Below are 13754 nucleotides of genomic sequence, written 5' to 3' on the forward strand. Positions count from 1 at the left end.
GAGCCCGCGGATTAGCACGTTCGGGTGACGGACGGACGGTCTTTCGGTGTCCGAGCCGGTCGCGCGGAGGTCAGGACTCCGTGGCGCTCGCGGTCACGTCGTGGTCGGGCACGGCCTGCCCCGAGCGGATGAGGTCGATGCGTCCCATGACCTTGGCCCGCAGATCGGTGGGCACGTCGTCATGACCGCAGCACCGCTTCACCAGCTTCTTGACGGCTTGTTCGAGGCCGTACTTCTCGAGGCACGGGGAGCACTCCTCGAAGTGGACCTCGAACTTGGTGCAGTCCGCGTCCGGCATCTCATGATCGAGGAACTCGTAGAGATGATCGAGTACCTCACTGCAATCCGTCTCGTGCGGCTCTCCGCAGCTCATGAGCCCGAGCCTTTCGCTTCGTTCGACTCTCCGGCGCCCGCGGGGACCAGCCCGCGGTCACGGGCGTAGTCCTCCAGCATGCCGCGCAGTTGGCGACGGCCCCGGTGCAGCCGGGACATCACCGTTCCGATGGGTGTCCCCATGATGTCCGCGATCTCCTTGTACGCAAAGCCCTCTACGTCCGCGAGATACACGGCGATGCGGAATTCCTCGGGAATCGCCTGCAGCGCTTCCTTGACGTCCGAGTCGGGCAGGTGGTCGAGCGCCTGCGACTCCGCGGAGCGCAGTCCCGTCGACATGTGCGACTCGGCACGCGCCAGCTGCCAGTCCTCGATCTCCTCGGCCGCACTGCGCTGGGGTTCGCGCTGCTTCTTGCGGTACGAGTTGATGAAGGTGTTCGTGAGAATGCGGTACAGCCACGCCTTGAGGTTGGTGCCCTCACGGAACTGGTGGAAGGACGCGTACGCCTTGGCGTACGTCTCCTGCACCAGGTCCTCGGCGTCGGCCGGGTTGCGCGTCATGCGCAGGGCGGCCGAGTACATCTGGTCGAGGAATTCGAGCGCGTCCCGCTCGAAGCGCGCGGTGCGCTCGGCGGACGATTCCGCCGTCGCGTCGCTCGTGCCCTGGCCCTCGGGCTGCTCCGCCTGGCCGTTTTCGGTCCCTGCGTCGGTCCCAGTGACCGGACCCACCTCCTCCAGCGATGTAGCGGGACCGAGACCGGTCCCACTGGAATCGGAGAATAGACGACCTTCGGTCGGGGCGGCTTGCCCAGCCGCCGGGGAGGGACGTACATCCTGGCCGCCCGGTGTCCGAACCGGAGTGTTCTTACCCGCGCGCAGCACCGTCCAGTCCAGGTCAGCGCGGCTGCTGCGGCTCGGGCAGAAGGTCGAACCCATGCGGCGGACTTCCTCTCGTACGAACGGTCCAGCACGCGCTCCGTGCTGTCTGATCCGCACAACAGTGGCCTGTCACGCAACATTCCCGGGCCTCACCCGAGTGACGCGGACCACCGCACGACACCGTCAGTGACGATCTTCAGCGCCTCCTCCTGACCGAGCGCCGCCCTTTTCGGTACGGCGAAGCCGTGGTCCGCGTACTCCACCTCGACCAGCTCGTACGAGCCGTCCGGGAACTCCCGGGGTCTGCCGAACGGGTCGTTGCCGCCCTGGACGACGAGCGTGGGCACCCCGGCGCCGAGCAGTTCCTCCGCCCGCGACTTCTCCGGCCTGCCCGGCGGGTGCAGCGGGAATCCGAGCGCGAGGACGGCGGCGGCTCCGAGCTCGGACGCGGTGCGGCAGGCGACGCGGGCGCCCGCGCTGCGGCCGCCGGAGATCACCGGCAGCCCCGGTTCCGCCAGCGTGGGCCACACCCCGCGCCAGCCGACGTCCAGCGTCTTCGGCGCGGGCGCCAGCTTCTTTCCGGCCACCCGCCAGGGCTGTTCGACGAGGGCGACGCTCACTCCGTGTCCGGGGAGCACCTCGGCGAGCGCCCGGAGGTCCCTGGCCTCGATGCCACCGCCCGCGCCGTGGCTCACGGCGAGGACGAGCCGCGGGTCCGACGCAGGGTGCCAGGTGACGCGGGCCTGGCCGGCGTCCGTCTCGATCGTCTCGCTCACGCTGTTGATCTCGGTCACGTCAGAAGAGTGTGCCCTCCTCGGGCCCCTCCAGCTCCTTGAGCAGCTCCGGTCCGTTGTTGCGGACGTTGCTGACCGCCGTGGAGACGGGGAACGCGCGCATCAGCCCGGTGGGCGGCGGGGCGAGCAGGTCACGCAGGGCGTCCGGGTCCGTGCCGGCCGGGTCGAGCCAGCTGTCCCAGAGGTCGGGGGTGAGCATCAGGGGCATCCGGGGGTGGATGTCGGCGAGCGCCCGCGGGCCCGCGTCGGGGGCCACGGCGAGCGGTGTGGTCTCCGCCTCGGTCGTGATCACCGAGCAGGTCACCCACCAGGCCAGCGGGTGCTCGTCCGGCAGGGTCCGGTCCCGCCAGAACTCGTAGAGCCCGGCCATCGCGAAGACCGAGCCGTCCGCCGGGGTCACGAAGTACGGCTGTTTGCGCGGCCGCTTCTTCTTGCCCTCGACCTCCAGGTCGCGCTCGGCGGTGCCGGTGACCCACTCGTAGTAGCCGTCAGCCGGGATGATGCAGCGCCGCGAGGTGAAGGCCCTGCGGTACGAGGGCTTCTCGTGCACCGTCTCCGCGCGCGCGTTGATCATCCGGGCGCCGCCCTCGGGCGTCTTGGCCCAGGACGGGACGAGCCCCCACTTGAGCTTGCGCAGCTGGCGAACCGGCCTCGGGCTGTCCGCGTCCTTAACAGGACGGTCGAGGACGGCGTAGACCTCCTTCGTCGGGGCCACGTTGTAGTCAGGAGCCAGAGTCTCCTCGACGTCCCACTTCTCGATCTCAAAGATTCCTGCGAGATCCTCGGGTCGACGACTCGCCGCATACCGTCCGCACATACGTGCCAGACTGCCAGACTCCGCGTCACGAGAGGGAGCCCCCGCCCACCATGGACAGCACCGCATCCACCTCGCTGGCCTCCCTGAGCTCGCTGTGGGACGAGGTCTTCGGCAGCCAGCCCGACCCCGATCTGTGGGTGGTGATCGCCACTCTGGTCGCGGCCCTCGCGGCGGTCGTCCCGCACGGGGTGTGGCGCCTCTCCCGCAACGCCGTCACCATCGCGCACGAGGGCGGCCACGGTCTGGTCGCGCTGCTCACCGGCCGCAGCCTGAGCGGCATCCGGCTGCACTCCGACACCAGCGGGCTGACCGTGAGCCGCGGCAAGCCGACCGGCCTCGGCATGATCCTGACCGCCGCGGCGGGCTACACCGCTCCCCCGCTGCTCGGCCTCGGCGGCGCGGCCCTCCTCGCCGCGGGCCACATCACCCTGCTGCTGTGGCTCGCCACGGCCCTGCTGATAGCCATGCTGGTGATGATCCGCAACGCGTACGGAGCGCTGACCGTGATCGTCGCCGGCGGAACGTTCGTGTTGGTCTCCTGGCTCACCGGACCCCAGGTACAGGCGGCGTTCGCCTACGCGGTGGTGTGGTTCCTGCTGCTCGGCGGTGTCCGGCCGGCCTTCGAGCTCCAGGCGAAGCGGATGCGCGGCAACGCGGGCGACTCGGACGCCGACCAGTTGTCGCGGCTCACCCACGTGCCGGCGGGCCTGTGGCTGTTCCTGTTCCACGCCGTGTCGCTGTGCTCGCTGCTGGGCGGCGCGCGGTGGCTGCTGGAGGTGTGACCCCGCTGCCCGGCCCCTCGGCCCGCCGCGGGCGCCGAGAGGTCCCGAGCTGCGGCGCGGCCGTCCGCGGTGGCCCGGGCACAGGGCGGTGCCCCGCACCCGTCCGGCGGCGTCTCCGGCCGTGACGGACCAACGGCGGCCCGGCCTCCAGCCGATAAAGTGGAGCGCATGACCGCGAACCCCGCCCACACCGCCCTCTGGCCCGCCCCGTACGCAAGCGGAGCCGTCGACGCGACGGTCCACGTGCCGGGGTCCAAGTCGGTCACCAACCGCGCTCTGGTGCTGGCCGCGCTGGCCTCCGAGCCGGGCTGGCTGCGCCGACCGCTGCGTTCCCGCGACACCCTGCTGATGGCGGGCGCGCTGCGCGCCATGGGCGTGGGCATCGAGGAGACGGTCGCCTCCAGCTCGACCGTCGCGGCGGGCCCGGACGCCTCCGGCGAGGCCTGGCGGATCATCCCCTCGGGTCTGCGCGGCCCGGCCACGGTCGACGTCGGCAACGCCGGCACGGTCATGCGCTTCCTGCCTCCGGTCGCCGCGCTCGCGGACGGCCCCATCCGGTTCGACGGCGACCCGCGGTCCTACGAGCGTCCGCTGCACGGAGTGATCGACGCGCTGCGGCTGCTCGGCGCCCGGATCGACGACAACGACCGCGGCGCGCTGCCGCTGACCGTGCACGGCCAGGGTTCCCTGGACGGCGGCCCGGTGGAGATCGACGCCTCGTCGTCCTCCCAGTTCGTGTCCGCCCTGCTGCTCTCGGCGCCCCGCTTCAACCAGGGCGTCGAGGTCCGGCACACCGGCTCGACGCTCCCCTCCATGCCGCACATCCGGATGACCGTGGACATGCTGCGCGCGGTCGGCGCCCAGGTGGACACCCCGGAGTCGGGCGGCGAGCCGAACGTGTGGCGGGTGACCCCGGGCGCGCTGCTCGGCCGCGACCTGATCGTCGAGCCCGACCTGTCGAACGCCCAGCCGTTCCTCGCGGCGGCCCTCGTGACCGGCGGCACGGTCGTCGTGCCCGACTGGCCGGCCCACACCACCCAGCCCGGTGACCGGCTGCGGGAGATCTTCACCGAGATGGGCGGTTCCTGCGAACTCACCGAGGGCGGGCTGGAGTTCACCGGTTCGGGTGCCGTCCACGGCATCGACGTGGACCTCGGCGAGGTCGGTGAGCTGACCCCGGGCATCGCGGCGGTCGCGGCGCTCGCCGACTCCCCCTCCACCCTGCGGGGCGTGGCCCATCTGCGGCTGCACGAGACGGACCGGCTGGCCGCGCTCACCAAGGAGATCAACGAACTCGGCGGCGACGTCACCGAGACCGCCGACGGTCTGCACATCCGGCCGCGCCGGCTGCACGGCGGTGTCTTCCACACGTACGACGACCACCGCATGGCGACGGCCGGCGCGATCCTCGGGCTGGCGGTGGAAGGCGTCCAGATCGAGAACGTGGCGACGACCGCGAAGACCCTGCCGGACTTCCCCGACCTGTGGACCGGAATGCTCGGGAACTGACGGGCGGACCTGGATCATGCGCCGTTACAACAAGAACACCGACGAGGACGACATCCGCCAGCGGCCGAACCGCAAGGGCAACCGTCCCCGTACGAACATCCGCCCCAAGCACGAGGAGGCCGTCGAGGGCATGGTCCTCACGGTCGACCGCGGCCGGCTGACCTGCCTGGTCGACGACCGGGTCGTGATGGCGATGAAGGCGCGCGAACTGGGCCGCAAGGCCGCCGTCGTCGGCGACCGGGTGGCCATCGTCGGCGACCTGTCCGGCGAGAAGGACACGCTCGCCCGCATCGTCCGCATCGAGCCGCGCACCTCCGTGCTGCGCCGCACGGCCGACGACGACGATCCGTTCGAGCGCGTCGTCGTCGCCAACGCCGACCAGCTCGCCATCGTCACCGCCCTCGCCGACCCCGAGCCGCGGCCCCGGCTGATCGACCGCTGTCTGGTGGCGGCCTTCGACGGCGGCCTCACCCCGCTCCTCGTCCTGACGAAGTCGGACCTCGCCCCGCCGGACAAGTTCCTGGAGCTGTACGGCGCGCTGGACATCCCGTACGTGGTGACCAGCCGTGAGGAGCTGCGGAGCGAGGCCGCAGCCGATCTGGTGCGGGAACAACTGGTCGGCAGGATCACGGCGTTCGTCGGCCATTCGGGCGTCGGCAAGACGACCCTGGTGAACGCGCTGGTGCCGCCGGAGCAGCGCCGGACGACCGGACACGTCAACGCGGTCACCGGCCGCGGCCGGCACACCACCACCTCAGCGCTGGCCCTGCCGCTGGCGGGCAAGGCGGGCGGGTGGCTCGTCGACACTCCCGGCGTCCGGTCCTTCGGCCTGAACCACGTCGACCCGTCCCGGGTCATCCACGCCTTCCCCGACCTCGAACCCGGCACCGAGGGCTGTCCGCGCGCGTGCAGCCACGACGAGCCGGAGTGCGCGCTCGACCAGTGGGTGGCGGACGGTCACGCGGATCCGCAGCGGCTGTACTCGCTGCGCCGGCTGCTCGCCACACGGGAGCGCCACGAGGGCGACTGACGTCGGCGTGTTTGCGTGGGTCCGTGGTCGGTAAGGGCTTCTCCCGGCCGTTGAATGCATAATCGCACCGAGCCGGATCCGGGCCAGCCGAAGCAGTCGACGTGCGGACGAGGGAGGACACGAGATGGCGTGGCTGCTGGTCGTTGTGGCGGGACTGCTCGAAACCGGCTTCGCCGTCTGTCTGAAGCTCTCGCACGGCTTCACCAGACTCTGGCCCACCGTGGCCTTCTGCGTCTTCGCCCTCGGCAGCTTCGGTCTGCTGACGCTGTCCCTGAAGAAGCTCGACGTGGGGCCGGCGTACGCGGTGTGGACGGGGATCGGCGCGGCGGGCACCGCCATCTACGGCATGATCTTCCTCGACGACCTCGTCTCGACCCTCAAGATCGTCTCGATCAGCTTCGTCATCATGGGCGTCATCGGCCTCCAGCTGTCGGGCTCGGCCCAGTGAGGCCCGGAGCGGACGGTCCCGGGGGCGCGCTTCAGACCCCGTAACGGTGCGACGGCGCCAGGGCGGCCTTCACCAGGTCCGTGGCCCCGCCCTCGACGGGCGGCGCGATCACGCACGACAGCCCGAGCCGGACGACGAGTTCGCACGACCGCGTGACCTCGGCGGCGTCCGCCCGGGAGACGCCGAGGGTGGCGACGGCCCGGTCCCTCACCAGAGCCACGAAGTCCGCGGGCGAGGGCAACGGCCCGTCCGCCCGCCGCTGCGCGGGCACCACGGACGCGGACGGTACGGCGGACAGGCCGGGCGAGGGCAGCCGTTCGCCCCAGCAGCCGGTGAGCATCGCCCGCACCAGCGCGTTGCTGCGCGCCGCCGAGGCGGTCCACTCGACGGCCGCGACCAGCCGGTCCCGGGCGTCCGTGTGGGTGGCGAGTGCCCGATCGACCCCGGCGAGGTAGGCGTCTGCCTCCCGGCGTACGAGAGCGCGCGCGAGGCCGTCCTTGCTCCCGAACTCGTTGTAGAGCGTCTGGCGTGACACCCCCGCCACGGCGGCCACGTCGACCATCCGCACCGCCGACCACGCTCTGCGCGCCAGCGCCGTATAGGCGGCGTCCAAGAGGGATTCTCGCGCTGCGGGCATCATCGCCTCCCTGGGGCGAGCGGCTCTGCAGCCAGATTTGACGCGCGAGGAGGCACTGTCAAGGGTGCGCGGCGGCTCCCGGGGTTCGCAGCGCACCCGGAGGGCGCGCGCATCCGACCGCGCGCCTGGGCCCGAGCACGAACCCCCGCCGTCACGACGGCGGGAGCGGTCGGCGCGGTCCCGATCATCCCCGGTCCCCTGTAGCCCCGTCCCGACACGGACAGATACGGTTCGGTCATGCCCGACTATCTCGATGACCTGCGGCTCGCCCATGTCCTCGCGGACGCCGCCGACGCCGCGACGATGGACCGGTTCAAGGCGCTCGACCTGAAGGTCGAGACCAAGCCGGACATGACGCCGGTGAGCGAGGCGGACAAGGCCGCCGAGGAGATCATCCGCGGTCATCTCCAGCGGGCCAGGCCGCGCGACGCGGTCCTCGGCGAGGAGTACGGCGTCGAGGGCACGGGCCCGCGCCGCTGGGTCGTGGACCCGATCGACGGCACCAAGAACTACGTCCGCGGCGTCCCCGTCTGGGCGACGCTGATCTCCCTGATGGAGGCGGGCGAGGGCGGCTTCCAGCCCGTCGTCGGCCTTGTCTCCGCGCCCGCGCTCGGCCGCCGGTGGTGGGCGGCGAAGGGCCACGGCGCCTACACCGGCCGCAGCCTGTCCTCCGCGAGCCGGCTGCGGGTCTCCGACGTGTCCCGGATGTCCGACGCCTCGTTCGCGTACTCCTCGCTGTCCGGCTGGGAGGACCAGGGCCGTCTCGACGGTTTCCTCGACCTCACGAAGGCCGTGTGGCGCACCCGCGGCTACGGCGACTTCTGGCCGTACATGATGGTCGCCGAGGGCGCCGTGGACATCTGCGCCGAACCGGAGCTGTCGCTCTGGGACATGGCGGCGAACGCGATCGTGGTGACCGAGGCGGGCGGCTCGTTCACCGGACTCGACGGCCGTCCCGGCCCGCACAGCGGCAACGCGGCGGCGTCGAACGGGATTCTGCACGACGAGATGCTCGGGTACCTCAACCAGCGCTACTGACCCCGGTCGGGCGGTCGCCGACGAGGCCGCGCCGAGCGGCAGTCGACACGGCGCCCGGTGGATGGCCCCGGCCACTCACCGGGCTCGGCCTCGCCCGGCGGCTCTTTACCCCGGCAAGAGGTACCCGGCGCGACTCCTGAGCAGCTCCGGTCGGCCCGGGACTGCTGAGTACTCCTCGGGCGCCCCCGAACTCACCGCACGCGCCCTCTTGTTGACCCTCCCTTTAACTGCGACTCTGAGAGCTCCCCCACTTGTGAACTTGTGAACCGTTTCTCCAGTGCCACACCGGGAGGTCGGCGGTTCACCAAGGAGGTGGCTCCAGCCCATGCTCGTCCGCGACGCCATGAGCACGGTGGTCCTCACCATCGGCCCGACCCACACGCTCCGCCAGGCGGCCCGACTGATGTCGGCGCGCCGCGTCGGGGCGGCGGTGGTCCTCGACGAGGACTCCTCAGGCCTCGGCATCCTCACCGAGCGCGACATCCTCAACTCACTCGCCCTGGGCCAGAATCCCGACACCGAGACCGCCTGCACCCACACCACCACCGACGTCGTCTTCGCCGCTTCCGGCTGGACGCTGGAGGAGGCCGCCTCCGCGATGGCACACGGCGGCTTCCGGCATCTGATCGTGCTCGACGGCGGCGGACCGGTCGGCATCGTCTCGGTCCGCGACATCATCCGCTGCTGGGCTCCGGCACGTCAGCAGATCCCCGCCTGACCCGACTACGGCACGTGCGACCGCGTCAGCACGTACGTTCCGGAGAACGAGCGGGCCGGAGCCCCGGGGTCACCCCGAGCTCCGGCCCGCCACCCTCGGCAGGGGACGGCCGTCAGCCGCGGAGGGCCTGGACCGCGGCGTCCAGCCGCTTGCCGAAGTCACCGTCCGCCAGGCGGAAGTTGCGCACCGCGCGCTCGGCGATGTCGTCACGGGAGACCTTGGCGATGAAGCCCGCCAGGTTCTCGATCAGTCGCCCCTTCCCGTCCTCGGACATCAGCCGGTAGAGGTCGCCCGCCTGCACGAAGTCGTCGTCCTCGGCGTGGACCGGGGCCGCGCTGTTCCCGGTGTGCCCGTCGACCGGGACGGGCCGCCACGGCGGCAGGTCCGTCTGGACGGGTCCGCCGAAGCTGTTCGGCTCGTAGTTCTTCGCCCCGTTGTGACGGCCGTCGTACATTGCTCCGTCGCGCGCGTGGGTACGCGCCTCGGTGGCGTGCGGGCGGTTCACCGGCAGGTGGCCGGCGTTGATCCCGACGCGGTAGCGGTGCGCGTCCCCGTACGCGAACAGCCGTCCCTGGAGCATCTTGTCGGGCGAGGGCCCGATGCCCGGCACGAAGTGGGCCGGCGAGAAGATGCTCTGCTCGACCTCCGCGAACACGTTCTCCGGGTTGCGGTTCAGCTCCAGCCTGCCGATCTCGACGGGCGGGTAGTCCTCGTGCGGCCACACCTTGGTGAGGTCGAACGGGTTGAAGCGGTACGTCGCCGCCTCGGCCGCGGGCATGATCTGCACCTGCACGGTCCAGGACGGGAAGTCACCGCGCTCGATGGCCTCGCGCAGGTCGCGCTGATGGGAGTCGGGGTCGACGCCGGACAGGCGGACGGCCTCCTCGGTGGTGAGGTTCCTGACGCCCTGGTCGGTCTTGAAGTGGTACTTGACCCAGAAGACCTCGCCGGCCGCGTTGTTCCACTGGTACGTGTGCGAGCCGTAGCCGTTCAGGTGGCGGTAGGAGGCGGGGATGCCGCGGTCGCCGAAGAGCCAGGTCACCTGGTGGGTGCTCTCCGGGCTCAGGCCCCAGAAGTCCCACACGTTGTCGGCCTCCTGCGAGCCCGTGTACGGGTCCCGCTTCTGCGTGTGGATGAAGTCCGGGAACTTGATGGCGTCCTTGATGAAGAACACCGGGGTGTTGTTGCCGACGAGGTCGTAGTTGCCCTCCTCGGTGTAGAACTTCAGCGCGAAGCCGCGGGGGTCACGCGCGGCGTCCGCCGAGCCGAGGTTCCCGGCCACCGTCGAGAAACGCAGGAACGTCTCGGTCCGCTTGCCCACCTCGGAGAGGAACGCCGCCCGCGTCCACCGCGAGACGTCACGGGTCAGCGTGAACGTGCCGTACGCACCCGCGCCGCGTGCGTGGACGACGCGCTCCGGAATCCGCTCACGGTTGAAGTGCGCGAGCTTCTCCAGCAGAAGCTGGTCCTGGACGAGCACGGGCCCGCCGACGCCCGCGGTCTCACTGTTCTGGTTGTCGGCGACCGGCGCTCCGGCCTCCGTCGTCAGCGGTCCTTGCGTCATGCGCGCCTCCAGCGTCACCCAGGCCAGTTCGACTCCCTGGCCAATCTCGAACTTGATCCTACGATAGACATTGTCTAAGTCAAACCTTCTTCCAAAGTCACACCCATTCGGGATCTGGTTCACCTGCTGTTACGCTGATCTGTATGAGTGACCTGTTGGAACGACTGCGCGGACGCGGCTGGCGGATGACATCGCAGCGGCGTGTCGTGGCCGAGGTGCTCGACGGCGACCACGTCCATCTGACGGCCGACGAGGTGCACGCCCGGGCCGTGGCCAAGCTGCCCGAGATCTCCCGGGCGACCGTCTACAACACGCTGGGCGAGCTGGTCTCCCTGGGCGAGGTGCTGGAGGTCGCCACCGACAAGCGCGCGAAGCGGTACGACCCGAACGCGCACCGGCCGCACCACCACCTGGTCTGCGCCCAGTGCGGCGCGATCCGTGACGTCCACCCGAGCGGCGACCCGCTCGGCGACCTTCCGGACACCGAGCGCTTCGGCTTCACGGTCTCGGGCGTCGAGATGACGTACCGCGGCGTCTGCCCGAACTGCGCGGCGGCGTAACGCGGCCCACACAGAGCCACAGGAAAGCCCCGGCACGCCAGGCGCGCCGGGGCTTTCGGCTGTCCTTCGGCCACAGACGGGCCAGACCGCCGGCTCCGGGGAAAGTGGTAGGGATCGCGAAAACACCGAGGGCCGGAACCCTTTCGGATTCCGGCCCTCGGCCTTCAGTAGCGGGGACAGGATTTGAACCTGCGACCTCTGGGTTATGAGCCCAGCGAGCTACCGAGCTGCTCCACCCCGCGTCGATGAACTGAACAGTACGTCACCGCTGCGGACCAGCGCAAATCAGTTGTCCGGAGGACAACGGGGGCCGGGCGCCGCAAGGGAATGAGGCCAGTCGGAGGGCGGATGCACGCCCCCGGGACCAGGTCCCTGCGGCACAGGAGAGACCCCTACGGCGCCGCGGCAACCCGATCTCCGAGCCTGCGGCGGGACCCTGCGGAGACGCCTCGGGCACCGCCGCTCACGCGGACAGTTCCTCCCGCAGCGCGTCCCGCAGCCGGGCCGCGCGCTCGGCGACCTCCGCCGGGCCCAGGGACACCGCGCGGTCGGCCCAGCGCTGGCCCTCCGCGAGTTCCCCGCGGCGCGCGTACACCAGGGCCAGCCGGAGCGCCGCCCGTCCGTGGCCGGCGTCGGCCGCCCGCGTCCACCAGAGTGCCGCCTCCGGCTCGCTGCCCTCACGGGCCAGCAGCAGGCCGAGGTTGAAGGCGCCGTTGCGCGAGCCCGCCTCGGCGGCCTCGCGGTACCAGCGGGCCGCCTCCACGACGTCGCCCCGCGCCGCGGCCAGCATCCCGACCCGCACCTGCGCGCGCCGGTGACCCTGGGACGCCGCTCGCTCGTACCACTCCTCGCACTCGCTCTTCTCCTGCGCGGGCTCGCCCAGTTCGTGTGCGGGCTCAGGCGGCCGACGGGCGTCGAGCACGGCGGCGAGCCGGTACGCGGCCTCGGCGCTGCCCCCTCCCGCCGCGCAGCGCAGGTGCCGCTCGGCCGCCCGCTCGTCGCCCTCCCGCAGCCGCGCGATGGCGACCTGGAGCGCGGCCTCCGTGTGTCCCGCGGCGGCCGCCCGCTCGTACCACCGCAGGGCGGCGGCGTCGTCGCTGTCGGTCGCGCGTCCGGCGTGCAGGATGCCGAGGTTGAAGGCGGCGTCCACGCTGCCGGCCTCGGCGGCCTTGGAGAACCAGGGCTCGGCCCCGGCCGCGTCACCGACCTGCAGCAGCAGGATCGCCAGCGCGTTCGCCGCCTCGCGGTGACCGGCGTAGGCGGCCCTGCGGTACCACTGCTCGGCCTGCGCGGTCCGGCCCTGCTCCACGCAGAGCAGCGCGAGGTTGTACGCGCCGTTCACGTCACCCGCGTCCATCGCGGCGCGGTACCAGCGCTCGGCGGTCTGGGTCTCCCCGCGCTCGGCGTGCAGGGCGCCCAGCGCGTTGGCGGCGTTCCCGTCGCCGTCCTGGGCGGCCCGCAGCCACCACACGGCGGCGCTCTCGGTGTCCCCGGCGTCGCGCAGCAGGAATCCGAGGGCACAGGCGGCCCGCGCCTCGCCGTCCTTCGCGGACGTCAGGTACCAGCGCCCGGCCTCCTTGAGATGGCCCCGCTTCTCCAGGATGGCCCCGAGATGCAGAGCGGCCCGCCGGTGCCCGCGCGCCGCGGCCTGCCGGTACCACTGCTCGGCGTCCTCGCCCGCGGCGCCGATGACACCGTTGTCCGCCACGGCCTTGCCCGATTCCAGGGCCTTGCGGTCGAGCGAGCGTGCCAGCCGGTAGGCGGCCTCGCGGTGCCCGCGCTCCGCGGCGGACCGCAGCCAATGCTCGGCGCCCACGTCGCCGCGGTGCTCCAGCAGGTCGGCGAGCGCGTACGCCCCCAAGGCGTGACCCTGTTCCGCGGACTGGCGCAGCCAGTACTCGGCGGCCGGCTCGTCACCGCGTTCGCGGTGGTGGCGGCCGAGCGCGTGCGCCGCGGCGGCGCTGCCCGCGACGGCGGCGATCCGCCACCATCCGGCGGCCTCGTCGGCGTACCCGCGCTGGTAGAGGAGGACACCCAGGTTGTTGGCCGCGGCCCGGTCGCCCGCCGCGGTGGCCGCGCGCAACTGCGGCTCGGCCGCGTCGAGATCGCCCCGGCGCAGCAGCGTGGCCCCGAGGACGCTCATCGCCTCGACGTCGCCGGCCTCGGCCGCCGACCACTGGCGCGCCTCCTCGGCAGCCTGGCCGGTTTCGTCCCGGTCGGAAGGCTGCGTGAGATCCGCAGGCTGCTCAAAGTCGGCAGGCTGCGCAAACCGCCCTGTATCCAACAGAGTTGCCTTGTCCCCCATAACGTCCATCGTCGCACCACCTGCAACCTGGGTACACCTGGTATACCGCAGCCAGTGAGGTCACTTCAGCGTTTTGTCGACATGCCCACAGAGAGACAAGTGAAACACAGATCCCTCAACTCCCCACGTATGGCGCAGGACTTCCTGGGAGTCGGCAGGTCACCGGGTGCGCCCCGGCGTGGCGTCACACACGCCGAAGGCCCGGATCCATGAACTGGATCCGGGCCTTCGACTTCAGTAGCGGGGACAGGATTTGAACCTGCGACCTCTGGGTTATGAGCCCAGCGAGCTACCGAGCTGCTCCACCCCGCGCCGTTGTGTTGCAACCGTACCACGGCGC

General features: G+C 71.5%; 14 protein-coding genes and 2 tRNA genes. 7 read left to right on the forward strand and 9 right to left on the reverse strand.

The window, feature by feature from the left end:
* Positions 1-70 precede the first annotated feature (70 nt).
* The 4 genes from rsrA to ABZT74_RS11860 form a co-directional block, all read right to left on the reverse strand.
* Entirely contained in the window at positions 71-373 is a 303-nt protein-coding gene (rsrA, locus tag ABZT74_RS11845) for a mycothiol system anti-sigma-R factor (protein ID WP_355864749.1), read from the reverse strand.
* Complete coding sequence (gene sigR / locus ABZT74_RS11850; RefSeq protein ID WP_355864752.1) at positions 370-1062, reverse strand: RNA polymerase sigma factor SigR; 693 nt, start codon at positions 1060-1062, stop codon at positions 370-372. The genes rsrA and sigR overlap by 4 nt, the downstream gene beginning before the upstream one ends.
* Positions 1063-1361: 299 nt before the next feature.
* Positions 1362-2006, reverse strand: coding sequence for an alpha/beta family hydrolase (locus ABZT74_RS11855; protein WP_356434322.1), 645 nt, complete (start codon positions 2004-2006; stop codon positions 1362-1364).
* Position 2007: 1 nt separating this feature from the next.
* On the reverse strand, positions 2008-2823 hold the full coding sequence (locus ABZT74_RS11860; protein ID WP_356166526.1) for an SOS response-associated peptidase: 816 nt from the start codon (positions 2821-2823) through the stop codon (positions 2008-2010).
* Positions 2824-2873: 50 nt separating this feature from the next.
* Here ABZT74_RS11860 and ABZT74_RS11865 point away from each other — a divergent pair, with 50 nt between their 5' ends.
* The 4 genes from ABZT74_RS11865 (at position 2874) to ABZT74_RS11880 (ending at position 6592) form a co-directional block, all read left to right on the forward strand.
* A complete protein-coding gene (locus tag ABZT74_RS11865; RefSeq protein ID WP_356166524.1) occupies positions 2874-3605 on the forward strand; it encodes a M50 family metallopeptidase in 732 nt (243 codons plus the stop codon).
* A gap of 168 nt (positions 3606-3773) precedes the next feature.
* Positions 3774-5114 carry a 3-phosphoshikimate 1-carboxyvinyltransferase gene (gene aroA / locus ABZT74_RS11870; protein WP_356434325.1) on the forward strand — a complete coding sequence of 447 codons (1341 nt, stop codon included), beginning with the start codon at positions 3774-3776 and terminating at the stop codon, positions 5112-5114.
* Positions 5115-5130: 16 nt separating this feature from the next.
* Entirely contained in the window at positions 5131-6144 is a 1014-nt protein-coding gene (rsgA, locus tag ABZT74_RS11875) for a ribosome small subunit-dependent GTPase A (protein WP_355864767.1), read from the forward strand.
* A 124-nt stretch (positions 6145-6268) separates the two neighbouring features.
* Positions 6269-6592 carry a multidrug efflux SMR transporter gene (locus tag ABZT74_RS11880; protein ID WP_355864770.1) on the forward strand — a complete coding sequence of 108 codons (324 nt, stop codon included), beginning with the start codon at positions 6269-6271 and terminating at the stop codon, positions 6590-6592.
* Positions 6593-6623: 31 nt separating this feature from the next.
* Here ABZT74_RS11880 and ABZT74_RS11885 read toward each other — a convergent pair whose 3' ends face one another.
* On the reverse strand, positions 6624-7232 hold the full coding sequence (locus ABZT74_RS11885) for a TetR/AcrR family transcriptional regulator (protein WP_355864773.1): 609 nt from the start codon (positions 7230-7232) through the stop codon (positions 6624-6626).
* Between the two features lie 234 nt (positions 7233-7466).
* Here ABZT74_RS11885 and hisN point away from each other — a divergent pair, with 234 nt between their 5' ends.
* The gene (gene hisN / locus ABZT74_RS11890; protein WP_355864776.1) at positions 7467-8267 is read left to right on the forward strand and encodes a histidinol-phosphatase; all 801 of its coding nucleotides are present in this window, start codon (positions 7467-7469) and stop codon (positions 8265-8267) included.
* A 325-nt stretch (positions 8268-8592) separates the two neighbouring features.
* Positions 8593-8985 (forward strand): CBS domain-containing protein, encoded by a 393-nt coding sequence (locus ABZT74_RS11895; protein WP_355864779.1) that lies wholly within the window; start codon positions 8593-8595, stop codon positions 8983-8985.
* 112 nt (positions 8986-9097) lie between these two features.
* On the opposite strand, the gene ABZT74_RS11900 is transcribed toward ABZT74_RS11895, so the two are convergent.
* Positions 9098-10549, reverse strand: coding sequence for a catalase (locus ABZT74_RS11900; protein WP_356434329.1), 1452 nt, complete (start codon positions 10547-10549; stop codon positions 9098-9100).
* A 143-nt stretch (positions 10550-10692) separates the two neighbouring features.
* Between ABZT74_RS11900 and ABZT74_RS11905 the strand changes: the two genes are divergently transcribed.
* A complete protein-coding gene (locus tag ABZT74_RS11905) occupies positions 10693-11109 on the forward strand; it encodes a Fur family transcriptional regulator (protein ID WP_081219317.1) in 417 nt (138 codons plus the stop codon).
* A gap of 168 nt (positions 11110-11277) precedes the next feature.
* On the opposite strand, the gene ABZT74_RS11910 is transcribed toward ABZT74_RS11905, so the two are convergent.
* The 3 genes from ABZT74_RS11910 to ABZT74_RS11920 form a co-directional block, all read right to left on the reverse strand.
* Positions 11278-11351 (reverse strand) — tRNA-Met (locus ABZT74_RS11910).
* Positions 11352-11572: 221 nt separating this feature from the next.
* Positions 11573-13423: a tetratricopeptide repeat protein gene (locus tag ABZT74_RS11915; RefSeq protein ID WP_355864784.1), complete on the reverse strand. Its 1851-nt coding sequence runs from the start codon at positions 13421-13423 to the stop codon at positions 11573-11575.
* 229 nt (positions 13424-13652) lie between these two features.
* Positions 13653-13726 (reverse strand) — tRNA-Met (locus ABZT74_RS11920).
* Between the last annotated feature and the right edge of the window lie 28 nt (positions 13727-13754).

The sequence above is a fragment of the Streptomyces sp. NPDC005302 genome, assembly GCF_040607345.1.
Lineage (GTDB): Bacteria > Actinomycetota > Actinomycetes > Streptomycetales > Streptomycetaceae > Streptomyces.